The 22,798-nt window shown below is 68.8% G+C and carries 15 protein-coding genes and 3 pseudogenes; 8 read left to right on the plus strand and 10 right to left on the minus strand.

From position 1 onward, the window contains the following. The 6 genes and pseudogenes from LDO11_RS15315 to LDO11_RS15340 form a co-directional block, all read left to right on the plus strand. Positions 1-426, plus strand: a pseudogene (locus tag LDO11_RS15315) (hypothetical protein); the annotation flags it as partial. Positions 427-495: 69 nt separating this feature from the next. Continuing rightward, positions 496-1,146 carry a type 1 glutamine amidotransferase domain-containing protein gene (locus LDO11_RS15320; RefSeq protein WP_232142300.1) on the plus strand — a complete coding sequence of 217 codons (651 nt, stop codon included), beginning with the start codon at positions 496-498 and terminating at the stop codon, positions 1,144-1,146. A gap of 380 nt (positions 1,147-1,526) precedes the next feature. Next, a complete protein-coding gene (locus LDO11_RS15325; protein WP_232142301.1) occupies positions 1,527-2,615 on the plus strand; it encodes a catalase family protein in 1,089 nt (362 codons plus the stop codon). Positions 2,616-2,629: 14 nt separating this feature from the next. Continuing rightward, positions 2,630-3,337 carry a hypothetical protein gene (locus LDO11_RS15330; RefSeq protein WP_232142302.1) on the plus strand — a complete coding sequence of 236 codons (708 nt, stop codon included), beginning with the start codon at positions 2,630-2,632 and terminating at the stop codon, positions 3,335-3,337. Position 3,338: 1 nt separating this feature from the next. After that, complete coding sequence (locus LDO11_RS15335; RefSeq protein WP_232142303.1) at positions 3,339-4,712, plus strand: Dyp-type peroxidase; 1,374 nt, start codon at positions 3,339-3,341, stop codon at positions 4,710-4,712. Positions 4,713-4,915: 203 nt separating this feature from the next. Next, a pseudogene (locus tag LDO11_RS15340) lies at positions 4,916-5,245 on the plus strand (DUF2058 family protein); the annotation flags it as partial. Between the two features lie 211 nt (positions 5,246-5,456). Here LDO11_RS15340 and LDO11_RS15345 read toward each other — a convergent pair. After that, the gene (locus LDO11_RS15345; protein WP_232142305.1) at positions 5,457-5,822 is read right to left on the minus strand and encodes a DUF8580 domain-containing lipoprotein; all 366 of its coding nucleotides are present in this window, start codon (positions 5,820-5,822) and stop codon (positions 5,457-5,459) included. Between the two features lie 127 nt (positions 5,823-5,949). Further along, positions 5,950-6,873 carry an SOS response-associated peptidase family protein gene (locus LDO11_RS15350; protein ID WP_232142306.1) on the minus strand — a complete coding sequence of 308 codons (924 nt, stop codon included), beginning with the start codon at positions 6,871-6,873 and terminating at the stop codon, positions 5,950-5,952. Between the two features lie 146 nt (positions 6,874-7,019). On the opposite strand from LDO11_RS15350, the gene LDO11_RS15355 reads away from it, so the two are divergent. After that, the gene (locus tag LDO11_RS15355; protein WP_232142307.1) at positions 7,020-8,888 is read left to right on the plus strand and encodes an SEC-C metal-binding domain-containing protein; all 1,869 of its coding nucleotides are present in this window, start codon (positions 7,020-7,022) and stop codon (positions 8,886-8,888) included. Between the two features lie 105 nt (positions 8,889-8,993). Here LDO11_RS15355 and LDO11_RS15360 read toward each other — a convergent pair whose 3' ends face one another. Continuing rightward, on the minus strand, positions 8,994-9,479 hold the full coding sequence (locus LDO11_RS15360; protein WP_232142308.1) for a VanZ family protein: 486 nt from the start codon (positions 9,477-9,479) through the stop codon (positions 8,994-8,996). Positions 9,480-9,640: 161 nt separating this feature from the next. Between LDO11_RS15360 and LDO11_RS15365 the strand changes: the two genes are divergently transcribed. Further along, positions 9,641-10,797 (plus strand): IS3 family transposase gene (locus tag LDO11_RS15365; RefSeq protein ID WP_232142309.1). Its coding sequence is split into 2 segments (ribosomal slippage): positions 9,641-9,881 and positions 9,881-10,797, totalling 1,158 coding nucleotides; the frame shifts between segments, so codons are not numbered across the junction. A 514-nt stretch (positions 10,798-11,311) separates the two neighbouring features. Here the strand turns inward: LDO11_RS15365 and LDO11_RS15980 are convergent. The 7 genes and pseudogenes from LDO11_RS15980 to recC all read right to left on the minus strand — a co-directional run. Next, positions 11,312-11,482 (minus strand): annotated as a pseudogene (locus LDO11_RS15980) (ATP-binding protein); the annotation flags it as partial. A gap of 65 nt (positions 11,483-11,547) precedes the next feature. After that, entirely contained in the window at positions 11,548-11,973 is a 426-nt protein-coding gene (locus LDO11_RS15370) for a hypothetical protein (protein WP_232142310.1), read from the minus strand. Between the two features lie 57 nt (positions 11,974-12,030). After that, complete coding sequence (locus LDO11_RS15985) at positions 12,031-12,318, minus strand: excalibur calcium-binding domain-containing protein (protein ID WP_232142311.1); 288 nt, start codon at positions 12,316-12,318, stop codon at positions 12,031-12,033. Between the two features lie 55 nt (positions 12,319-12,373). Then, positions 12,374-13,207, minus strand: a complete 834-nt coding sequence (locus LDO11_RS15380) for a restriction endonuclease (RefSeq protein WP_232142312.1) — start codon at positions 13,205-13,207, stop codon at positions 12,374-12,376. A gap of 92 nt (positions 13,208-13,299) precedes the next feature. After that, positions 13,300-15,456 carry an AAA family ATPase gene (locus LDO11_RS15385; protein WP_232142313.1) on the minus strand — a complete coding sequence of 719 codons (2,157 nt, stop codon included), beginning with the start codon at positions 15,454-15,456 and terminating at the stop codon, positions 13,300-13,302. Then, positions 15,453-19,271, minus strand: coding sequence for a UvrD-helicase domain-containing protein (locus LDO11_RS15390; protein ID WP_232142314.1), 3,819 nt, complete (start codon positions 19,269-19,271; stop codon positions 15,453-15,455). The genes LDO11_RS15385 and LDO11_RS15390 overlap by 4 nt, the downstream gene beginning before the upstream one ends. Beyond that, complete coding sequence (gene recC / locus LDO11_RS15395; RefSeq protein ID WP_232142315.1) at positions 19,268-22,636, minus strand: exodeoxyribonuclease V subunit gamma; 3,369 nt, start codon at positions 22,634-22,636, stop codon at positions 19,268-19,270. Before recC ends, LDO11_RS15390 begins: the two co-directional genes overlap by 4 nt. Positions 22,637-22,798: the final 162 nt, after the last annotated feature.

Raw genomic sequence — 22,798 nt, forward strand, 5'->3', positions numbered from 1 at the left:
GCGGCTTCACTGTTGGTCAGACATTCTCAGGGCCGGCCCGAGGCTGCCCGTCCATCGAAAGGAAATGCGATGACACGTCCTGTGCGCTACGCGCCAGAAATCGAAGTGCCCGTCGAAAACGAGGCCGAACTGATCGAAGAGATCGCCGCCATGATGGCCGAGGCCAACATGGAGGAGTTCGAGCGCCACCGCCACGCCGTCCGTGACGCCCATGCCAAAAGCCACGGCGTTCTGGTCGGCCGGCTCACCATCCGCGATGATCTGCCCGCGCATCTGGCGCAAGGCATCTTTGCGCGGCCCGGAACGCATGATGTGGTGGTGCGGCTGTCCTCGGCGCCCGGCGGGGTGCGGCCCGACTCCATTCCCCAGCCGCGCGGCTTTGCGTTGAAGGTGATGGGGGTCGAGCCTACTGGCTACGCGGTCTGAAAATTGATGCTTACAGGGAAAATCTTTACAATGCAAAAAATCCTTTTTATTCTCACTTCCCACGCAGATATGCTGAATACCGATACCAAAACGGGTGTTTGGTTGAGCGAGTTTACAGATCCTTTTTATGAATTTTTAAACGCCGGCTATGAAGTAGTGTTGGCTTCTCCCAAAGGAGGGCAGCCGCCGGTAGATGAAATGAGTAAGCTGACAGAGCATATCACAAGCTCCAACAGAAGGTTTAATGACGATGCCGCTGCTCAGGCGGAGTTTGCCAATACATTGCCACTGGAATCTATCAACCCTGACGAGTATACGGCAGTATTTTTCCCAGGCGGCCATGGTCCCATTTGGGATTTAGCTGATAGCGCTACGGTAGGCAAAATCATTCAGTCATTTCATGCGCAGGGAAAAGTTATTGGAGCGGTATGTCACGGATCGGCAGCCTTTATCTCTGCCGGAAAGCAGGATGCCCAATTCCTGCAAGGCAAGCGTCTGAGCTGTTTCAGCAATGCGGAGGAAAAACTTACGGGAAAAGAAGATCACATACCGTATCTTTTGGAAGATGTGCTGCGCGAAATGGGCGCCGAAATAGACAACACCGTGATTCCCTTTGCGCCACACACCATCGTGGATGGCAACCTCATTACCGGACAAAACCCGCTTTCTGCCGGCCCAACCGCCAAAAAGATGATCGAAATGGTGAAAGGAACAGTGTAGTTGACTTATCAGCACGATAGCAAACAGAGAAACCGGCAATGGTTTCTCTGTTTTTTTGGGTAAAGTAATCACTGCGTCCACCGCCGTGACCCTGCCATGAACGCGAGGGCAGCGGGAGACCATACCTTCACGGATGTTGCTGGCCGAGGTGGCCGTCACCGGCCCGATGGTCCGCGCCATCCTCGCCGCCATCCGCCGATTGCGAGCGCCTCCGCTCTGCGCATGACCGCCATCCACGCCCAAACTGAACGAAAACGGCAGGATGGGTCTGTCCGCTGCGCTGAAAAACACCGCCACCAGGGCACAACACGGCGGCTTCACTGTTGGTCAGACATTCTCAGGGCCGGCCCGAGGCTGCCCGTCCATCGAAAGGAAATGCGATGACACGTCCTGTGCGCTACGCGCCAGAAATCGAAGTGCCCGTCGAAAACGAGGCCGAACTGATCGAAGAGATCGCCGCCATGATGGCCGAGGCCAACATGGAGGAGTTCGAGCGCCACCGCCACGCCGTCCGTGACGCCCATGCCAAAAGCCACGGCGTTCTGGTCGGCCGGCTCACCATCCGCGATGATCTGCCCGCGCATCTGGCGCAAGGCATCTTTGCGCGGCCCGGAACGCATGATGTGGTGGTGCGGCTGTCCTCGGCGCCCGGCGGGGTGCGGCCCGACTCCATTCCCCAGCCGCGCGGCTTTGCGTTGAAGGTGATGGGGGTCGAGGGGCCGCGCCTTCTGGAAGGCGATGACGGCCAGAATCAGGATTTCCTGATGGTCAATATCCCGACGCTGGCCTTTGGCACCATCCCCAAATACAAGCAAATGCTGCCCATGCTTGAGCGCCGCGCCGCTGCGCCGGCTGGCCTGCAACGGGCCGGGGCGGCGATTGCGCGCGGCATCGAGGGGCTGTCCGAACGCGCCGGGATCGAAGCCGGACCGACCCTGCAAGGTCTGGCCTCGACCAATCATCATTTGCTGGGCGAGACCTATTTCAGCCAGGGTGCGCTGCGCTTTGGCGATTATATCGCCAAGATCTCGGTCGCGCCGGCCTCGGAGCATCTGCGCGCGCTGACCGGCAAGGACATGGCGGACCTGTCGCAATCCGGGATCGAACGCGCGGTCGCCGAGACCCTGCGCGAGCGGCCCGCGCGCTTCGATCTGCGCGCCCAGCTTTGCACCGATCTGGACCGGATGCCCATCGAGGATGCCGCCATCGAATGGGACGAGGCCGAATCCCCCTTCGAGACCCTCGCCACGCTGAGCTTTGACGCGCAAGAGACGTTTTCAGACGCAAGGCGGGTCTGGGCCGATGATGTGCTGGCCTTCAGCCCGTGGAACGGCATCGAGGCGCACCGCCCGCTTGGCTCGATCATGCGCATCCGCCGCCATGTCTATCAGGCCTCGAGCGACCGCCGCCACCGCCTGAACGCCATCACCCCGGCCGAGCCGCGCTCGGCCGCCGACATCCCCAACTGAACAGTAGAGAACCCATGACCGACCAAACCACCGACAGCCGCGACCCGCGCCTTGAGGATGAAAGCCGTCTGGCCGAGATCCGCCGCGTCGTGCGCGAAGTCGCCGCCGATGCGCCGAAACTGGCCCGCATCGCGCTGGAATCGGCCATCCGCAAACACAACCCCGACCTGAAGGGCACCGCGCAATCAGCGGGCCGGGCCGGTCGGCAATCGGGCAATGTGTCCGAACTGACCGCGATTGCCACGCTGAAACCGGGCGGGGCCGACCGGCTGCGCCGCATCTTTAACCTGACCAACGGCAATTTCGACGGCGCGCAGCGCGTCTCGACGCTGCACGACATGCGGTTCGTGTTCCTCGACAACGACACCAAGATCCTGTTCGCCACCACCTATGACGGCGACTGGGATGCCTACATCAATGATTTCGCAACGAAAATCCCCGGCCTGATGGATCTGCTGTTCCAAAATGTCGAGGGCTGGCCGGGCATTGCCGACCCGTCGGTCAAGGACTTCATCGCTAGGCACCAGATCGACGCCGCCGGCTGGTTCGTGGCCAATCCGCAGGTCTCGGTTGTCGATGTGCGCCGGTTTCAGCGCATGGACAAGGCGCTGGACGCGTTTCTGGACGCGATGAACGCCAATGAGGGCATCGACGACACCACCCGCGCTGCGCTGAGCAAGCTGACCGAAGAATTGGCGAAACCCGAGCCGGTGGATTACTGAGATGAGCGTTCTTTCCGCAATCCGCGACCGTTTCCGCCGCGAGGATGTCTCGCTGCAACTGGACGATATCCAGGCGCTGATCCTGCGCAACCGCCCCGAACCTTATGTCGGCCTCCACGCCATGCTGCATATCGACGAGGCCGAAGGCGGGCGCGACCTGATCGCGCGGCTGGCCGAGCATATCCCCTCGGCCGAATGCTTCACCGAGGATCTCGATGCCTGGACCGGTGTCGCCATCAGCCATGCCGGGCTGGTCGCGCTGGGCGTGCCACGCGAGACCCTCGAGACCTTCCCGCTGGCCTTTCAGCAAGGCATGGCCGCGCGTGCCGACATCCTGCGCGATGTGGGCGAAAACGCGCCCGAGCACTGGGACGAGGCCTATCGTGACGGGCATTGCCATATCGCGCTGACCATCTATGCGGTGGACAAGCCCGCCCTTGACCGCGCGGTCAAGACCGCGATGGCCGAGTTCGAGGCCTCCAGCGGCGTCACCTTGCTGGGCACGCATGAATTCGGCACCGATGAAGAGGCCAAGAACCCCTTTGGTTTCCGCGACGGCATCGCCCAGCCCGCGATCAAGGGCAGCGGCGTTCAGCCTTGCCCCGGCGACCAGGAGGCCATCGCACCGGGCGAGTTCATCCTGGGCGAGGACAGCGAAACCGGCAGCCCGCTGGGCATCCCCCAGCCCGAGGCCTTCGGGCGCAATGGCAGCTATGTCGTGCTGCGCAAATACATCAGCCGGGTGGGCGCGTTCAACGATTACCTGCGCGCCCATGCCGAGGACGAAGAGGCTCAGCATCTGCTGGCCGCCAAGATGTTCGGCCGCTGGCGCTCGGGCGCGCCGCTGGGGCTGGCGCCCGAGCGCGACGACCCTGAGCTGGGCGCCGATCCGATGCGCAACAACGACTTTGATTTCTCGGACGATGCGCGCGGGCTGATGTGTCCGCACAGCTCGCATATGCGGCGGATGAACCCGCGCGATGGCAAGATGACCATTCTGACGGATGTGAAGATCAAGCGCATCGTGCGGCGGTCCTCGACCTTCGGGCCGAAATGGACGCCGGATGTGACCGCCGCCGATGACGCGGCCGAGGATCGCGGGCTGTTTTTCATCTTCATCAGCGCGCGGGCCTTCGACACGATCGAGTTTCTGCAACAGGAATGGGTCAATCGCGGCAATTTCATCGACCTCGCGACCGAGCGCGACCCGATCGTGGGCCTGCATGAAGAACCGGGCCAGTTCACCATCCCCGATGAACCCGCCCGCCGCCGGATCGACGGCATCACCACCTTCAACCGCATGGCCGGGGGCGAGTATATGTTCATGCCCTCGCTTACCGGGCTGAAATGGCTTGGCCGGGGCGACTGGGCATAAGCGTTGAAATGGGGCGCGTGGATCGGGCTTCGGCCCGCGCGCCCTTTGCCGGGCGGCAAGCGACAGGGCTGAGACAGGTCGGACCTCGGGGCCGCCCAACCCGCCGCGCCGCGGCATCCGGCACATGTTCTGGCGCCAAAAAAACAAACGTCGCGGCATGATGTCACGCATCTGTCGCCCCGACGTGGGCCCGCGACGCCGAACTCCAGGCCCAGGCGCGGCAGATCATCCAGGACAAGAAGGTGCCGCGCGCGGGCGAGAGCGAGTACCGGTTCACCGCCGATGGCGCGATCCGGACGCTGCTGGTGAACGACGAGCTGCGCAAGAAGCTGTCGTCAGGCGCGCTGGTGATCGCGCGCCTCGGCGACCGATACGAACTGCTGCCGCGCGGCGCCGGCGACAAGGTGCGCGAGCGCGTGCCGGATTGGATCGTGCTGGATCATGGGCAGCCGGGCGAAGCGGCGCCAGCGGGCTCGTCCGAGGATGACGAGTACTACGCGCAGTTCAAGGTGCCTGACGACCTGATGTGGTGACGCAATCAAAACAGGCCGGAATTCCCGGCCTGTTTCCGTTACAGCATCCTGCGCGGATCAGAAATCGAACCGCACCTGCACCTGCGCCAGGTCCACGTCCACGTCATCCAGTTCGAAGCGGCTGTACTCATCGTTCCGCAGATGACCACCACGGACCGGAGTCCCGTACCGCCGCCGCTGGTGGCGTCAGGCCACCACCCCGCCCCCTCGATCACGACCGCGGCCGGGGCCCGGTCGTACGCAGGCTGCCGAGCATCGCCCGGAAGCTCGGCGCGATGCCTTCAAGTGCCTCGCGGTGCGGCAGGTGCTGCGTCACCCGGTAGCGGCCACCATCGATGCGCACGACCAGCGTGACCATGCTGACGCCGTCGCCGGCGGCGCGCAGGGAGAGTTCCACCTCGGCGTCCGCCCCGTCGGGGACGTACCGATGCCCGTCGACGTCCTCGGCGGGTCCCACGCTGGAGAGGCCCAGTTCCATGTTTCCGCGCAGGGTGGCGAGGTCCTGCGCGTCATCGATCCGCTCGATGCGCATGAAGAAGCCGTCGTCGTCTGCAATACAGATCGTCCTCGCCTGCATCGAGTGCTGCTCCCCCTTCCGGCACCCCGACGCCACGGATGCGCAGCGACGCGCCAAAGCGGCAGTCCCGCCAGTCCGGCTGCTGATCGCTGCCCCGTCGATCGCCACCACGCCCGGAGGCACCGGCTCAAGCCGCTTCCCGATGCTCGTAATACGGCCGGTCCCGGTCATCCAGGATCGCGTACATCGCCGCAAGGTTCCCAGCGTCCGGCGACAGCCACGCGTCCAGGTGCTCCGCCTTGATCGGCACGATGCACCGGTCATGCCCGGCGGCCGCCACTTCCGGCGGCGGCTCGTCGGTGATGGCGGCGAACGAGTACAGCTCGCTGCCATCGGCCTCGGTGGTGCGGGTCCACAGGCAGGCGGCGATCAGGTCGCGGCCATCGCTGGGGCGGAACTCGAGGATCCGGTCCCGGCCTTCGCGCTCCACGTGCTCGTAGAAGGCGCCGGCCACCATCACCCCGTGGCCGTGGCCGAACACGCGGCCCCATGACTTCTCCAGGTTGTCCCGGCGGGCGTTGTAGGTGCCCGGGTACTTTCGCTCGATCGCCTCGGTCCAGTCCGGCAGGCGGCACTGGTAGCGCATCAGGCGGGCGACGTAACGGCCGGCCTCCTTGATCACCACCGGGCACCAGTAGCCGGGGTAGATGCGGCCGAGGCCCGGCTGCGCGGGAGGCGTGCGCAGTTCATCCAGGCGCCGGAGTGCAGCCTCCACCTTGTTGGTGCCGATGCGGATGTCGTCGCGCGCCTTCTTCGTCTCGCGCACCTGCAGTGCCCGCTCGGCGTCGGCCACGCGCTTGCGCTGGGCGAAGACGAGTTGGGTGAGCTGGTCGATCTCGGCCTGATCGGCGGCGCGGATGGCGGCGGCAATGGGTGGCGGGGCGAGGGCCAGGGCTTCGCGTTCGAGGGCGCGGGGCATCTTGCGGCGCTTCGCCGCGTCCTTGCCCTTCTTCGTCCAGAACTCTTCGACGTACCAGTCCGGGTCAATCCTGACGCCGAGGGTGCGTTCGAGCTTGCTGATTTCGGCGTGGACAAGAGCCGAGTAGCACATGCGGTCGCTCCTGCCGGGACGATTGATCCTCTCGCAACCAGTGCGGTGCGAAGGTGGAGGAAAGGGGCGACCTCGCGTCTTCGCGTCGCGCAGCCACCCCCTGCCTGCCGTAGTTCACAATACAGCCCCCACGAGCGCGCATCCGCATGGCCCACGACCCCCACGACCACGACCCCGCACCCGACACCAAGGCGCAGGCCGCATTCGAGACCTTCATCGCCACCGTCGTCGGCGCCCTGGTGCGCGGCGTTCGGCCGCCCGGGCTGTTCGGCCTGGCCGACACGCTTGTGCCCGAGGTGGCCGCGGCCATGCCAACGCTGGCCGCACAGCCGATCCCCGCGCAGCAGGCCGCTGCCCGCATGCTGGCGCGTGACATCGCCGCCCGCACGCCCCTGCCGGAGCGGCGGTTCGCCCAGCGCCCGCTGCCGGAGCCCGGCCGCAACGAGCCCTGCGACTGCGGCTCGGACCGGAAGTACAAGCAGTGCTGCCAGTCGGCCCCGCGCACCCGGGCCCTGGAGGGCGTCAACCTGCTGCCCTGGGTGCTGGACGCCCTGCCCCGCAGCCGCTGGCGCGAGCTGGCCGGCAGCGCGATCGACCCCCTGGCCGTGGCCCATGCCGCCGCCACCTGGCGCCAGGCCGGCCGCCTGCGCGAGGCCGAAGCCCTGCTCGAACCCTGGTTCAGCGCCGGCGCCGCCCTGACGGTCGAGCACGAACCGCTGTTCGACCTGCTGCTCGATGTCTGGCTCGACCTCGGCCACCCGCGCAAGCGCAAGCGCCTGATCGAACACGCGCTGGCCCATGGCGACCGCGGCCTGCGCTCCGCGGCGCACCAGCGCCTGGCAACCATCGCCGCCGATGCGGACGACCTGGACACCGCCTGGCGCCACTTCCGCGCCGCCCAGCGCGAGGCGCCCGACGCCCCCGCCCTGGCGCATCTCGAAGTCATCCTCTTGCTGTCGCAGGGCGACGAGGCGCGGGCCCGCGAGCGCGCGCGCTTCTGGGCCGCCCGCCTGCAGCGCATGGATCCCGATGGTCTGGCCGACCTGATCGGCCTGATGCAGCAGGTCGCACGCGAAGGCGAAGCCGCCATGACCCGGCTGCCGGGCGAGAGCGACACCCTGCTGGCCCTGGCCCACCTGCTCGACCACGCCCCGGCACCCGCCCTGCGCCACCGCGTCAGCGGGCCGGCCGCGGAACCGGTAGTGCTGGTGCCGGATCGGGCGCTGGCCGGCGCACTCGCCGACTGGACGCACAGTTTTCCCTCGTCCAGCCCCATGCTCACCGGCCTCAGCGTGGACGACGGCCATCCCGCCTGGGACGAACCCCAGCCGTGGCTCGACCTGCTGCGTGCGCAGCCCGAGCTGTGGCACAGCTTCACCGTGATCGACGACCTGCTGCTGGCGCTCGCGTCCATCCACCGCGTCGGACTGGAGCCGCTGCGCCAGGCGCTGGCCGGCCGCGGCGAGGCCCTGCTGCGCCTGCATGCCGAGGCCGCACCCGGGCGCGAGATCCCCTGGGCCTTCCACGACAACCGCCCGGCGCTGAGAATCCTCGCCCAGGCCATCGCCGCCGCGCCGGAACCGCCCGACGCCGCCACGCTGGCCCGCATGGAGTGGATGCTGGCGCTCAACCCGCACGACAACCACGGCTGCCGCAGCGCGCTCGCCGCCGCGTGGCTGCGCGACGGCGAACCCGCACGCGCGCTGGCCCTGATCGAGCGCTACCCGGACGACAGTTCGCTCGGCTACGCGCATGCGCTTGCGCTGCTGGCGCTGGGGCGCGAACCCGAGGCCCGCACCGCGCTGGCCGACGCACTGGCGGCGCTGCCGCTGCTCGGACCGGCGCTGGCGGCCACGCTGCTGCGCAAGCCCGCAATGCGCGATGGCTGGATCCAGCATGGCGGCGCGGACCATGCGTGGCTGCACCGGCAGGCGCTGCGACCGGCGTGGGCGCGTTACGAGGGGGCGCTGGGGTGGTTGGGGGCGCGGCTGTGGGAAGGCGGCAGGCCAGCCTGAAGGGCCGTGCGGGCCTCCCGGGAAGCCGCCGCTGCCCGGGGTCGATCGTGACGCCGAGGGTGCGTTCGAGTTCGCGGATTTCGGTGCGCCCTCCTTCGGGGGTCGCTACCCGCTGCTCTCCCCGCTTGCCCCGCGCACCCGCGCCGCAACAACGCAGCACACCAACCCGAGCAAGACGCCCGTGAGCCCGCCCAGCACATTCAGCGCCGCGTCCTCGACCTTGGGCTGGCGCCCGTCCGTCAGCCATTGCGACAGCTCCGCGGCGACGCCGAGCGCGGCGACCAGCGCCACCCCGCGCCAGTTGCGGATGTCCCGGCGGGCCAGCCACAGCAGGAAGCCGAGCCAGGCGAAGACGATGAGATGGACCCACTCCGGCGGATCGAGCGGCGTCGCGCGCGTGAGGTCGTACAAGCCGTGGACGCGCTCCATGCCGACCAGGCCCGCCAGCATGGCCGTCGGCAGGAACAGCACTGCCGAGACCGCCAGCGCGGACGCCACCAGCAGGGCCGCGACCAGCGAATGACTGCCGCGGCCCAGCAACAGGGCAACGCCCAGCGCCAGCACGACGAGCAAGGCGTCGCCGACGCTCATACAGGTCTGGTCCGCACGTCAATCACCCCGCACCCAAGTCACCAACGCCAAGTTTGCAGGACTGGCACATGGGCTCGCGCGCGTGACTATCTGGAGCACGGGTTCACCCCCGTTTTCACGGACACTTACGAGAAGGCCGATCGAGGCCATGAGGAGTGTTCATGTCGAAGCGAAGGAAGTTCAGTGCAGAGTTCAAGCGTGGCGCGGTTGAGCAGGCGAGCCAGCCGGGCGTCAGCTGCGCTCAGGTGGCACGGGAGCTGGGGATCCGGGACACGCTGCTGACCCGCTGGAAGCGAGAGGCCCAGAGCCAAGGCAAGGTGGCCTTCGGCGGCACCGGCACGCCCAGGGATGAGGAACTCGCCCGCCTGAAGCGCGAGCTGGCCCGGGTGAAGAAGGAGCGGGATTTTTTACGCGAAGCGGCGACGTTCTTTGCCAAGGGATCGTCCTGAGGTATCAGGCGATCGAACGTTGCCGCGATGAGTTCCCGGTTCGGCTGATGTGCCGCTGCCTGCAGGTGTCCGCCAGCGGCTATTACGACTGGAGCAAGCGCCTGCCAAGCACCCGCCAGCTCGACAACGAGCGCTTGCTCGACCGCATCCGTGAGCTGCATGAAGACAGCCGGGGCACGCTGGGCGCCGGTCGGATGCAGGAAGATCTGGCCGATGCCGGCGAACCCGTCAGCCTGAACCGGGTGGCGCGCCTGATGGCTGAAGATGGCCTGCAGGGCTGGCCGCGGCCGAAGCGGCGTGGGCAGCGTGGCCGGCCCGCGCTGACGCCGCCGGGCGTGCGCAACCTGCTGGAACGGGACTTCACTGCGCTGGAGCCGGAGACCAAGTGGGTCACCGACATCACCGAACTCAAGACCCGGCAGGGCAAGCTGTACCTGTGCATCGTGCTGGACCTGTTCGACCAGCGCGTGGTGGGCTGGTCGATGCACCATCGCCAGGATCGGCAGATGGTGATCCGGGCCGTGCAGATGGCGGTCTGGCAGCGTCAGGGCAGCGACCCGGTGATCCTGCATTCCGATCGCGGCAGCCAGTTCCGGAGCGGCGACTACCAGCGTTACCTGGCGGCCAACGAACTGGTGTGCTCGATGAGCGCGGTGGGCCATTGCGGTGACAACGCGGCGTGCGAAGGCTTCTTCGGCCTGCTCAAGCGCGAGCGGGTCCACCGCATGACGTATCCGACACCCGATGCCGCCAGGGCTGATGTGTTCGAATACATCGAGCGGTTCCACAATCCGAGGATGCGGCGAAGACTCGCCAGGCAGGATCAGAAGCTCTCAACCCTTTCACAACCGTCCGTGATTTCGGGGTAGAACCCAAGCCAGGTCCGTAGCCCGACTGCACGTAGGCGCCCAACTTCTTGGCGAACCCTTCTGCAAGCGTAGATGCCTCGGTCAAGGACGGAATCTCGTCGAGCTTCGCGCTTGCTCGCGCAACACGGTAGGCCTCAGCAAGCTTGCTTGAGGCTTCCTTCGCATCTCCAGAGAGGCGCGCCAGCACTGAGCCCTGCCCCCATCCCAGATGCCGCGCATCGTCACCCGCAAGCCGAACGAGGCCAAAGAGCGCGCGATCTCGGTTCGAAAGCGTCCTGGTATCACTCGTGCGGTCGCACACCAGTTCCCATACGGGCTCCATCGTGGCATCCACGGTCAGGCGCACTGTCAGGACCGGCTCATCCTCCTCCTCAGGCTCATCTCGAAGCATTCCCTCCCACGTCCAGCCGCGAATGAAGAGCCCGAATCGCTCGTCAGACTTAAGCGCTTTCGACAGCTCGCCAACCGTAACTTCGATCGAAATCGTGCGGCTGGTGCCGCATCCATGAAAGTCTGACTCGGAAAAACTGAACCAGCGCGACGACAGCACGGCTTCGGCCGCGTCCAAGAGCGTCGACTTCCCCGCGTCGCCCGCGCCGATCAGGCTGCAAAAAGCGCTGTGAGGCGACCAATCGAGCGCCGCGACCCCCCTGAAATTAGTGATCGACAGTTGCCTGATCTGCATAAGTTTTGAAGTCAAGATTAGGAAGTTAAAGACGTCAGGTTCGCTGCTGATGGAGCTTTTTCGGTCTACCGCCGCCCCCGGCTCGCCCGGTACGCCGCAATCGCCTGCTCCGCACTTGGATTCGACATCGCCAGTCCATTCACGAACACCGCCGGTGCGCCGCGCTTGAAAACGGCGACAGCACGGTCGATGCGCTCGATCTGCTCGGGCGACGGGTTCTCAACGTCGAAGGCGAACCCGCTGCCGCGTACGACGGGGATGCCGGCTCGTCCCAGGTCGCGGATCAGGGCTTCGGTGCGTTGCGCCTGGTCGGACGGGCAGTTGGGTGGCGCGAGCACCAACACCGTGTTGCGCTGCACGCCGTTCGGCATTTCGACTGCGACGAAGGTGGTCGCGTCGAAGGCTGCCGCGTGCGCCTCGTTGCGTTTCTGCCACCACTGGTGGGCGCCGTAGAGGCCGCAGACAAGCATCAGGATCAACAGAATCCGCATGGCAGTTCCTTCTGGTGGTGAATCAACAGTGCCGGGTGCGCGGCTTTGCCCGAGCGCTCATCCGCAATGCTGCGATTCGCAGGGCACGCCATCGCCGTCGCCGTCCATCTTCGTGTTCGGGCAGTTGCGGATGAAGAAGGTGGCTTCTTCGCATGAGCGCATCTGCGAACAGTGCTGCCGGCCGTCGCAGCTGAAACGTTGGACCCGTGTCTGCATCACAGGCGTGGGAGCCGCGCGTGCTGGCGCAGCCGCTGCGATGGGCGTTGCCTCGGGCCCGGGCGCATGGAAATGGCGATAACCGCCCCACGCGGCGGCGATGAGCAGCAGCACGATCAGAAAGCGCATGGCGGGTTCTGCCTGGTGAATAGCAAGGAAGGACGGCGATGCTTGGCAACGATGCTCATCGCGTGCCGCGGCACCTGGGGAATGAGGTGCAGCCCCAGAACGTGGTGTCGGCGCGAGGGTTGGTGCGCCTGACCATCCCGCTGCCGCAGCGCGGGCAGTCGGGGATGGCGGCAATCGCGGGTGCTGCGGTGTCGACGACAGGTGCGATCCGGCTTGCAGGCGTACGCGTAGGTGCCGGCCTGTCGGAGCGGGCTTCGTCCTGGACTTCGCGGACCATCGCGAGCAGGGCCTGTCCGTCGATCAGCTCGATGGGCTTGCCGGCGGCGAAGTACGCGGCATCGCGGGTGAAACCGCCGACGGTGGCGATGCGCACCTGGTGCGCGCCGTGGTGTGCGAGCAGGCCGTACATCTCGCGCACGACGTTCACCGTGACCTTGTCGCGCCGCCAACGTTTGCACTGCACCAGCGTGCGCTGCCCGTCGCGCGTCAGGATCAGGTCGATGCCGCCGTCGGCGCCGCCCAGGCCGGTTTCCTCCACGCTGTAACCCTGCCGGCGGTATGCCTCGCCAACGAGACGTTCGAAATCACGCCAGCCCAGCGCGGCGATGCTGTCGAGGCCGGCACGGGTATCAAGCAGGCGTCGACGGTGCCGTGAGCGGAAGAACGAAACCAGCGCGGCCAGCATGCAGAACGCCAGCACCATCCACGCCAGGGGCGCGAGGGCATCGCCGTGGGATGCGAATGCCTGGCCGAACGTGCCACCACGGTTTGCCATCCACGCGGGCACCCCGTGGCGGATGGCGTAGTAGCCGATGACTCCCGATACCAGCGGGACCGGCCACGGCAAGCCGGAAAGATCGTCCAAGGTGGTACTGCGGCCGCGTCCCATGCGTTTCCCCTTCCCCTGGCGCACCTTAGCGCGGGCGCCGCTATGCGGAAAGCGTCACAGTTTCGCTCGGGCGGGTGCGGCGTTCGCCGTGATCAGAACAGGCTGGCCTGAGTGCCTTCTTCGACAGGGATGGACGATTCGGCCATCGACGCCGGTGCGCCTGCACCTGCGCCCAGCCGCCAACCCAGTCCCGACCATCGGCCGGCGTGCCGCCCCAGTGCGTCGGCGATGACGTCGGCAGTTCCGGCCACGTGCAGTTCGCTGCGTGCACGCGTCATCCCCGTGTAGACCAGCTCGCGCGACAGCACGCGGTTGAAGCGTTCCGGCAGCACCAGCCATACGGCGTCGAACTCGCTGCCCTGGGCCTTGTGCACGGTCATCGCGAACGCGCTGTCGTGCGCGGGTAGCGCGGCGGGGTGGAACGGCCGCGGGTGGTGCGGGTCGTCGCCGGGAAACCATGCCATCAGCGTGCCGCCGTCGTCGCGCAGGCAGATGCCGATATCGCCGTTGAACAGGCGGTGGCGGTAGCTGTTCTCGGTGACCAGCAACAGGCGGCCGTGGAAGTAGCGGCTGGCCGTGGACGCGGGGCCGGCGCCGCGGCGGCTGCCGGCCAGCCCGCTTTCCAACAGCATGCTCTCGATGCGCGCGTTGAGGCTGCGCGCGCCCTGCGGGCCGTCGCGCACGGCGGTGAGGATGCGCAGGCGGGCAGCGCGGGCGAGGGCTTCGGCGGGGTCGTTGCCTTCGGCGAGCGAGGTCCAGTGTTCGAGCAGCTGGTCACGGTGGGATTGCAGCGGGTCGCTGTCGGCTTCGTGGAAGTGCACGCCGGAGAGCTGGCCGCTGCGCAGCAGTGAAAGGGCGGTGGTGGCGTCGCCTTCGCGCACGGCGGCGGCGAGCGGGGCGAGGTCGAGCGAGGCGCTCTGGCGGTAGCCGCGGGTGAGGTGGATGTGGCGGGCGGGGAAGGTGGATGCGTTGCGTGCCGGCGGAAGAGCGCCCTCACCCGCGCCTTCGGCGCGACCTCTCCCGCGGGCGGGAAAGGTGTTGGCATGGGCAGCGCCTGCAGCCCGGGCGGGAGAGGTCTTGGCATGAGCAGCGGCGGCAGCCCCGTCGACAGGCGCAGCGGCGGAGATGGCGGCAGGCGCAGCGGCGACCGGGTCGGAGACGGTGTCCCCGGTCGCGCGGCTGGCCGCGGCGAGGATGCCGGCGAGCACGTCGCCCGCTTCCACCGAGGGCAACTGGTCGGGATCGCCCAGCAGCACCAGGCGTGCGCCGTCGGGCACCGCTTCGACCAGCTTGGCCATCAGCGGCAGGTCGATCATCGAGGCTTCGTCCACCACCACCACGTCGAACGGCAAGGGGTTGTCGGCGTGGTGGCGGAAGCGTGGCGAGTCCGGGATGGTGCCGAGCAGGCGGTGCAGGGTGGTGCCGGTGGTGGGCAGTTGCGCGCACAGAGTGGTGTCGACGCCGAGCGCGGGCAGCGCCTGTACGGCGTTGCGTACGCTCTCGGCCATGCGTTCTGCGGCGCGGCCGGTGGGTGCGGCCAGTGCGATGCGCGGTGGTGCGGTGCCGGCGTCGCGTGCCTGCGCCATCAGCAGCACCAGCATGCGGGTGATGGTGGTGGTCTTGCCGGTGCCGGGGCCGCCGGTGACCAGCAGCAGGTTGTGGGCGAGCGCGGCCGCGGCGGCACGGGACTGGTGGTCGATGGGAGCGCCCTCATCCGCCCCCGCCGGGGGCCCCTTCTCCCGCCCGGCGGGAGAAGGGACGGCAGGGAACAGGCGGGCGAACAGCGGTGCCAGTTGTGCGGGAACCCCGGAAGTCGCCGCGACATCGCGGCCGTCGCAGCCGTCCGCGATCCCTGCGGGCGGGGCGCGGCCGATGCGGCGCAGGCCGTCGGCGAGGCGGCGTTCGTACTCGCGGTAGCGGCGCAGGTAGACGAGGCCGTGTTCGTACACCAGAGGGGCGTCATTGGCGGATTCGGCATCGCCCGCGTCCGGGATCGCGACCCAGCGCGAGGCCTGCAGCGCCCCGTGCCAGGCCTGCGGCGTGGGCCAGTCGACAGGCGTGTCGAGCAGGCGCTGCGGTTCGGCGGGATCGAAGCCGGCATGGCCTGAGGCGACCGCCAGCGAGGCGAGCGCGGCGGCGGCGAGTACGGCGTCGGGCGTGTCGGGGTCGAGCCGGCGCAGGCTCTGCGCCAGCGCGTGGTCCAGCGTGCGCAGGGCGCCGGCTTTGAGGAGAGTGGCAAGGAGGGTCATCGCGACACTCCGGGGGTCGTGCCATCACCCCTGCCCCCGCTCCGCGCCCCGGCCCTCGCGTCGCCGCTCGGGCGTTCATCGGCGCGCGAACCGGTGGCTCGCAAGCACGCCTCTTCACCTCGCAGGCGGGAGAGGGGTTCCACTGCTGTATCGCCAACCGGGGCCGTTTGCCCTGCGAAGAGTGCGTCGAGCGCGTGCACCAGTTGCGGATCGAACCGCCAGGCCTGCACGCCCTGTCCATCGTTGCGGGTGGCATCCAGCCCGCGGCAGAACAGGTAGCGCACACCACCGAAATCGCGTGGGTAGTCGTAGCCGTCGCCGAGGCGGAAGCGCAGCCAGCGGTGCAGGGCCAGGGTGTAGATCAGTGCCTGCAGGTCGTATTCGCTGTGCGCCATCGCCTCGTCGAGTTGTGCGCGGCCGTAGCCGGCCAAGCGGTTGGTCTTGTAGTCGAGCAGGTACCAGCGGCCATCGTGCACGTAGGTGAGGTCGATCAGGCCGGTCATCAGCCCTTCCAGCCTGCGGCGCGCGCCGAAGCCCTGACGCGCGGTGAGCAGGCCATGACGATGCAGCAGTGCCAGCAGTGCGTCGACGCGCGTTGGCGCGAGCGCGAACTGGAACTCGATCTCCGGGCGGCGCTGCGGCGCAGGCACGTCCGCCAGGCGCACGCCTTCGGGCAGCGGCACGGTCAGCGTGTGGCCGATCAGCGGGGTGAGCACCGCGATGCCGTCGTCGATGGCGTCACCGGGGTAACCGCCGGCACGCAGGCGTTCGGCGATCAACGCTGCATCTTCGGCCGTCGGCGCGGGCGTGCCCGGCGTCCACGCGGACCACTGCGCGAAGTCGGTGCGTTCGAGCACGTCGTGCAGCACCACCCCGAAACGCGGGCCGGCGAAGCGCGGGTCGAAGACATCGGCATCGGCGTCGACCTCCGCGTCGGCGGCCGGCTCATCCAGCCCACCCGCCGCGGGCTGGGTGGCGCTGGCCGTGGCATCGGCCTGCCCTTCCGCATTCGCCAGCCGGGTGAAGCTGTAGACCCACCAGTCGCTGGCAAGCGTGCGCGTCGCGATGCGCGCGGGCGGCACCGCATCGGTGGATGCGGGCGGCAGCCAGGGCAGCGACATCGGCGGCGTGCTGTCGTCGATGGCGACGGCATCACCCAGCGCCGCGGCGAGTGCATCCGGCTTCGCCACCATGTGCAGCAGCGGCGATCTGTCGTGGTTGCAGAACAGGCCACTGGCAAGCCACAGCGCGTGGCGCGCGCGGGTGAGGCCGACATACAGCAGGCGCGCATCCTCGGCGCGCTGCGCAAGCGCCCAGGCGTCCTTCGCGTCGTCCCAGCCGGAGCGCGACGGCAGCAGCTTCCAGTGCAGCGCGCGGCCGCCCTCGCCGTTCACCACGGCACGCTGGCCGGGGCTGCGCGCGGGCGAGCCGATGGCGGCGAACGGCATGAACACCAGCGGGTATTCCAGGCCCTTGCTCTTGTGCAGGGTCACCACCTGCACGCGGCGGGCGTCGGATTCCAGCCGCAGCAGCTGGCTCTCGTCGTTGGCGTTGGCATCGGCGATGGCATTGGCCAGCCAGTCGACCAGGCCATGCAGGCCGAGCGCACGCGACTGCGCGTCCTGCAGCAGTTCGGCCAGCTGCAGATAGTTGGTGAGGCGGCGCTCGCCGTCGAGCAGGCCGAGCAGGCGCCCGGCGTGTTCGGCACACAGTGCGGTGACCAGCGCCAGCGGGCCGCCACGCTGCAGGCGGTCGCGCCAGGCCAGCGCGGCCATCTGCCAGCCGCGCAGCGCCTCGCCATCTTCGTCGAGCGCGGCGATCGCGCTGGCGTCGAGACCCACCAGCACCGTGGACAGCGCCATGCGCAGGCGGCCATCGTCGGCGCCATGCAGCAGCGCGAGCAGCAGCGCATGCAGATCGCGCGCCTCGTGGGTGGCGAACAGGCTCTGCTTGCCGGCGGCGACCGCGGGAATCCCGGCCATCGCCAGTGCGTGGCGGATGCGCGTGGCCTCGTGGTGCGAGCGCACCAGCACCGCGATGTCGCCGGGCTGCACCGGGCGGCCCTCGATGCTGGCGTTGCCGTCGCGCGCATCGCACAGCACGCGGTGGATGGCCGCCACGCAGGCGCGGGTGGCGAGCTCGCGCGAATGGCTGGCGTTGTAGGGCTTCACCTTGCCTTTGTCGTCGGGCGACGGCGGTGGCGCGCGCCACAGGGTGAGTGCCGCCGCATCGGTGCCGTTACGCTGGAAGTCGGCATCGGCGCGCACGCCGCCCGGGGCGACCTCGCGGAACCCGAAGCGCGGATCGATGAAGGGCGGCGCGATCTTCGCGTCCGCATCTGCCGCCGCCTGCGCCTGTGCATACAGCGCCGACACCGCGCGCAGCACCGATGGCCGTGAGCGGAAGTTCTGGGCGAGCGGCGGCGCTTCGGCGGCGGTCGTGCGTGCGGCGAGATAGGTTTCGACGTCGCCGCCGCGGAAGCCGTAGATCGCCTGCTTGGGATCGCCGATCACGAACAGCGCCGGCGGCTGCCCGTGCAGCGCGGCGCTGGCCGCACCGAATACATGGTCGAAGATGCGCCACTGGCGGGCATCGGTGTCCTGGAATTCGTCGACCAGCGCCACCGCGTACTGTGCGCGCAGGCGCTCCACCAGCGCACCGGCCTGCGGGCCGTCGATGGCATCGGCGACGTGGTCGACCAGGTCGTCAAAGGTCTGCACGCGCTGCTGCTGCTTGGCACGCGCCACCCGCACGCGGGCATCGTCGCGCAGGCGGTGCAGCAGTTCGACGCGGCGTGCGTCCTTCCATTCCGCCATCGCGGTCAGCGCATCGAGGTAGGCTGGCACCGCATCGCAGACCGGCGAATCGGGCGTGCGACCGGCGTACTTGACGCTGGTGCGCAGCTGCAGCGTCTCGCGCGTGAGCTGCGGCAGCTTGGCGTGCTCGAACGGTGCATCGCGTGCGCCGGCATCGCACCACTGCTTCAGGCCATCGAAGAGTTCGGCGATCCACGCGGCCTTGTAGCTGCCGGCGTGCAGCACCTTGGCGTCCACCGCGGCCACCAGTGCCGCACGGAAGTCATCGCCATGGGCGCGGAACGCGGCTGCCAGCGCTTCGCCACTGGCATGCAGGCGCGGCGCGGGGTCATCCGGCAGCTCGGCAAGCGCAGGGCGCAGGACCGGTTCGCGCACCAGCGGCGGCAGGTCGCAGGCCAGCGCCTGCGGGCCGCCCGGCCACAGCGCCAGCAGGTCATCGGCGGCCGCCGCATCGCGGCCGTGTGCACGCCAGAGGTCGGCGGCGATGGCCTCGTACAGCGGTGCATCGCTGGTGAGCAGTTCCGGCGCATCGAAGGCCTGCCCCACTTCCAGCGCGTGGTCGCGCAGCACCCGGGTGCAGAAGCCGTGGATGGTGAAGATGGCGGCGAGGTCGATGTCGTTGGCTGCGGTATGCAATCGGCGTCGCAGCGCATCGGCGCTTTCGTCGCCGCGTGCGAGATGCGCTGCGAGCACCGCATGGGTCAGCACCGCGTCGGGCGTTGCATCGGCCGGCAACGCGGCGCCCACCATCTGCGCGGCCAGCAGCAGGCGCGCGCGGATGCGGCTGCGCAGTTCCTGGGTGGCGGCCTCGGTGAAGGTGACCGCCAGCACCTGGCCCACGCTCAAGGCCCGCTCCACCACCAGGCGCACCACCAGGGTGGCCAGGGTGAAGGTCTTGCCGGTGCCGGCCGAGGCCTCGATGGCATGCACGCCATCGAGTGCGAGATCGAGATAGGGATCGCGTGGCGCTGCGAGCAGGTTCCCGTCAACGGCGCTCATTCCGCGTCCTCCAGGTCGAGCTTCGCAGCGATGTCGCGCAACGCGGCAAGGTCGGTGCCACCGTAGACCTGGCCGGTGACCACCGCCGAATAGATCGCCATCGCCAGGTCGACGAAGGCGACCTGGGTGGCATCGTCGGTGAACGGATCGCGGCCGCGCAGGGCGAGTCGCAGCGCTTCGCCGGTGCCCTCGCCCCAGCTGCGGTCGCTGCCGTGCCAGCGCCTGGCCGCTTCGGCCAGGCCGCGCTCGAGATTGCCGGCGCGGTAGAGCTCCCAGCCGCTGTAGGGCGCGAACGGCAACGGATGGCGCAGGCCGGCGCTGCGCAGGGTGATCAGCGTATGCAGCACGTCGCGTGCCTGCGTGGGGTCGAGCGGCGGGCGCGGATGCGGGCCGACGCCGAGTTCGCCACCGTCGTGGAATTCCACCAGCGGCGCCGACTGCCCAGCGGCGCTGGCCAGCAGCCAGTCCAGGCCGTTGCGGATCGCCGATTGCCCGGCCGGTGGATCGAAGCGCACGCGGGCGATGCCGTGCGGATATACGTCGGCAATGCGGCCGTGCAGGGTGACGCCATCGATGTCGACCTCCAGCCGCGGCGCATCGGGTGCCGCCCCGCCGCACCACGCGCGGAACGCGACCGCGTACGCATCCACCTGCGCACGCACCTGTTCCAGCGTGCGCCGGCCCAGCGCGCCGGACGGCAGCAGCCCGCGCGCGCGCAGCAGCGCATGGGTGCGGGAGTCGTCGTCGCCACGCAGCACCGCGTCGAACACCGCTTTCTGCAGCAGCTGGCGCGGGTAGCCGCGGCCCGGGGCCAGCAGCGGTTCGACATCGTCGTCGAGCGCTTCGACCTCGGCCAGGCGCAGGCCGAGGCGCTGGCGCAGGAAGGCTTCCGCGGGCGCCTGCAGGAAGCGTCGCAGTTCGTCGAGCGCCAGCGTGCCGGGATGGGGCGCGTCGATGGGTTCCAGCGCGGGGCGGTCGAACCACACCGGCAGCGGCGTGCGCTTCTGCAGCGGCTGCGCGGCGGCCGGCCACCAGGCCGCGTGGTAGGAGAAGCGACGCGGCTCGTCGTTGCTGCCGAACGCAGCCGGCGCGAACGGCTGCAGCGGATGGTGGACCACCAGCGCCTCGGCATCGACATCGCCTGCGTGCTGGGCGCGTGCGGCATCGATGAGTTCGGAGACCAGCACCGAGGGCTCGCGGTTGCTGCCATCGCGCGGGTCGGCGCCCTGCCAGCTGACGTAGAACACATCCTGCGCGGCGGCGAACAGCTGCAGGAACAGGAAGCGGTCGTCCTCGCGCGTCGAGCGGTCACCGATGCGGCGCTGCGTGCTGCCGAGCTCGGCGGTGAGGCGGTTGAGGCCGGCGGCGGGATCACGACGCGGGAAATCGCCATCGTTCATGCCGAGCACGCAGATCACCCGGAACGGCAACAGCCGCATCGGCACCATGCGCGCCACGCTGACGCCACCGGTGAGCAGCGGCGCGCGGATGTCGGCCTCGGCTAATGCCGCGGCGAAATGCGCGCGCACCGCCTCGGCCGGCACCGGTGCCTCGAAACCGGCGCGCCGCGCATCGCCGGCGAACGCATCGACCAGGCTGCGCAGGCGATCGAGCGCACGTTGCGTGGCGGGGTTCGATGGGGGCCGTGGCAGCAGCGCGGCCAGCAGGTCCAGCAGGCGTTCGCGCCACTGCGCGGGCGGCATCGCGGCGGCCAGCGCGGTGGCGTTGCGTGCCAGCACGCGCAGCAGCCGCAGCAGGGTGTCGAGTGCATCCAGCGCGCTGCCTTCCAGTTCCGGCAGCGGCGCCACCATCCGGCCATCGGGCATCGCGATCGGTGCATCGTCGCCGGTGGCATGGCCGAGCAGCAGGCGGTCGAGCGCGAAGGCCCAGGTGTAGGCGTCGTCGGCGGGGGCATCGAGCGTGGCACGATGCGCGGCGTCGATACCCCAGCGCGCGCCCGCCTCCGACAGCCAGGCCTGCAGCCGCTCGAAGGCCGGCGCATCCAGTCCGTTGGCATCGGCCAGCGCGGGGCTGGCCAGCAGGTCGAGCATCTCGTGCAGCCCGAAGCGCGACACCGGCAACGCCAGCAGGCGCAGGAACACTTCGGCCAGCGGCTCGTTGGCGAGCGGGCTGGCATCGGCCAGCGCGTACGGAATCGCATCGGCCTGGCCGCGATTGCCGAACACCGCCTCGAGATAGGGCAGGTAGGGGTCGATGTCCGGCGCCAGCACCGCGACCTCGCGCGGCTGCAGCGGCGGATCGAAGCGTGGGTCATCGAACAGGCCACGCAGCTGGTCGTGCAGCACCTGCAGCTCGCGCAGGCGGGTGTGGCAGGCATGCAGCTGCAGGCTGGGATCGCTGCGGTCCACCGCGTCGCGCAGCGCCACACCCGGTGCGCCACGTCGATGGAACAGGTCCGACTGCAGGCGCCGCAGCAGGCTGCCCTGCAGCGCTCCGCCGCCTTCGCCCGGATCGACATGCACGTCGAAATCCGCCGAGGCGTGCACCACTTCGTAGCCACCGATCACGCGCATGAAGTCGACGCCAGCCGCGCCCCAGCGCTGCAGCAGCGGGTTCTCGCCGTCGTCGGCCGGTTGCCCGGCACGCACGCGCTGCAGATCGCCCCAGTAGTCCTTCGCCGGCGACGGCACGAACATGTGCAGGGTGCCGACGCGCGCCTGGGTGGCGATCACCCGCAGCACGTCGGGCGAGACGTTGAGGGTGGCGAATGCCGACAGCCGCGTCGGCAGGCCGGTGGGCAGCGGACCTTCCGCTGCGCCGAAACGGTCGAGGTACTGCTGGATGCGGCGTGCACGATGCGGGCGGCCGCTGGCGACGCGGCGCCACAGGATCGCCTGCGGGTCGTCGGCATCGGCGCCGGCTTCCCAGCGCAGCAGCCAGTCGCGCCGCCAGGCCTGGTACTTCTCGAACACCGAGGCGAGCTCGCCGGCCAATGCCCAGGCACGCAGTGGATCCGGGCCGCCAACATGCGCGGCAATCGTTGCCAGCGCCGGCGTGGCCAGGAACGCATGGTCGGTGAGCGCCGCATACAGATGCCAGCGCAACGCGGCGGCATCGAGTTCGTCGCGGCTGCCGCTGTCATCGCTGCCCGAAGGATTGGCCGCAAGTGCACGGCCGACGAATTCGCCGGGAGTCAGGAATTCGATGTTCGCAGCGACGCCATGTTCGGCGGCCAGCGTGGCCTGCAGCCAGCGCCGCATGGCCACCTGCGGGATCAGCACGATGTCGGGTGCGAGCAGCGATTGCCCGGGTGCCGGATCACGCAGGATCCGCGCAAGGATGCCGGCCAGGATCTCGAGCGCGTTGGAATGGTAGAGGCGGATATCGCCGTGCGGGCCGGTCATCGCCCCATGATGCCGGACGCCCGTCGCGCGGTGCGAGACCCCACGGCGCAGGTGCGCATGCCCGGGCATGAATGGATGGCACGGACCAGCCCACCCACGGGACAGTTTCTGTACTCGCCAGTTCAGTCGATCGGTTAAGATTCAGCCCTTCTGCGCGAAGCT

It is taken from the genome of Alterluteimonas muca (assembly GCF_021191595.1).
GTDB classification, from domain to species: Bacteria; Pseudomonadota; Gammaproteobacteria; order Xanthomonadales; family Xanthomonadaceae; genus Luteimonas; species Luteimonas muca.

Bases quoted from the DNA above. Each gene is read 5' to 3' on its own strand.
- LDO11_RS15320 (WP_232142300.1), top strand. From the start codon at position 496: ATGCTGAATACCGATACCAAAACGGGTGTTTGGTTGAGCGAGTTTACA.
- LDO11_RS15325 (WP_232142301.1), top strand. From the start codon at position 1,527: ATGACACGTCCTGTGCGCTACGCGCCAGAAATCGAAGTGCCCGTCGAA.
- LDO11_RS15330 (WP_232142302.1), top strand. From the start codon at position 2,630: ATGACCGACCAAACCACCGACAGCCGCGACCCGCGCCTTGAGGATGAA.
- LDO11_RS15335 (WP_232142303.1), top strand. From the start codon at position 3,339: ATGAGCGTTCTTTCCGCAATCCGCGACCGTTTCCGCCGCGAGGATGTC.
- LDO11_RS15345 (WP_232142305.1), bottom strand. From the start codon at position 5,822: ATGCAGGCGAGGACGATCTGTATTGCAGACGACGACGGCTTCTTCATG.
- LDO11_RS15350 (WP_232142306.1), bottom strand. From the start codon at position 6,873: ATGTGCTACTCGGCTCTTGTCCACGCCGAAATCAGCAAGCTCGAACGC.
- LDO11_RS15355 (WP_232142307.1), top strand. From the start codon at position 7,020: ATGGCCCACGACCCCCACGACCACGACCCCGCACCCGACACCAAGGCG.
- LDO11_RS15360 (WP_232142308.1), bottom strand. From the start codon at position 9,479: ATGAGCGTCGGCGACGCCTTGCTCGTCGTGCTGGCGCTGGGCGTTGCC.
- LDO11_RS15370 (WP_232142310.1), bottom strand. From the start codon at position 11,973: ATGCGGATTCTGTTGATCCTGATGCTTGTCTGCGGCCTCTACGGCGCC.
- LDO11_RS15985 (WP_232142311.1), bottom strand. From the start codon at position 12,318: ATGCGCTTTCTGATCGTGCTGCTGCTCATCGCCGCCGCGTGGGGCGGT.
- LDO11_RS15380 (WP_232142312.1), bottom strand. From the start codon at position 13,207: ATGGGACGCGGCCGCAGTACCACCTTGGACGATCTTTCCGGCTTGCCG.
- LDO11_RS15385 (WP_232142313.1), bottom strand. From the start codon at position 15,456: ATGACCCTCCTTGCCACTCTCCTCAAAGCCGGCGCCCTGCGCACGCTG.
- LDO11_RS15390 (WP_232142314.1), bottom strand. From the start codon at position 19,271: ATGAGCGCCGTTGACGGGAACCTGCTCGCAGCGCCACGCGATCCCTAT.
- recC (WP_232142315.1), bottom strand. From the start codon at position 22,636: ATGACCGGCCCGCACGGCGATATCCGCCTCTACCATTCCAACGCGCTC.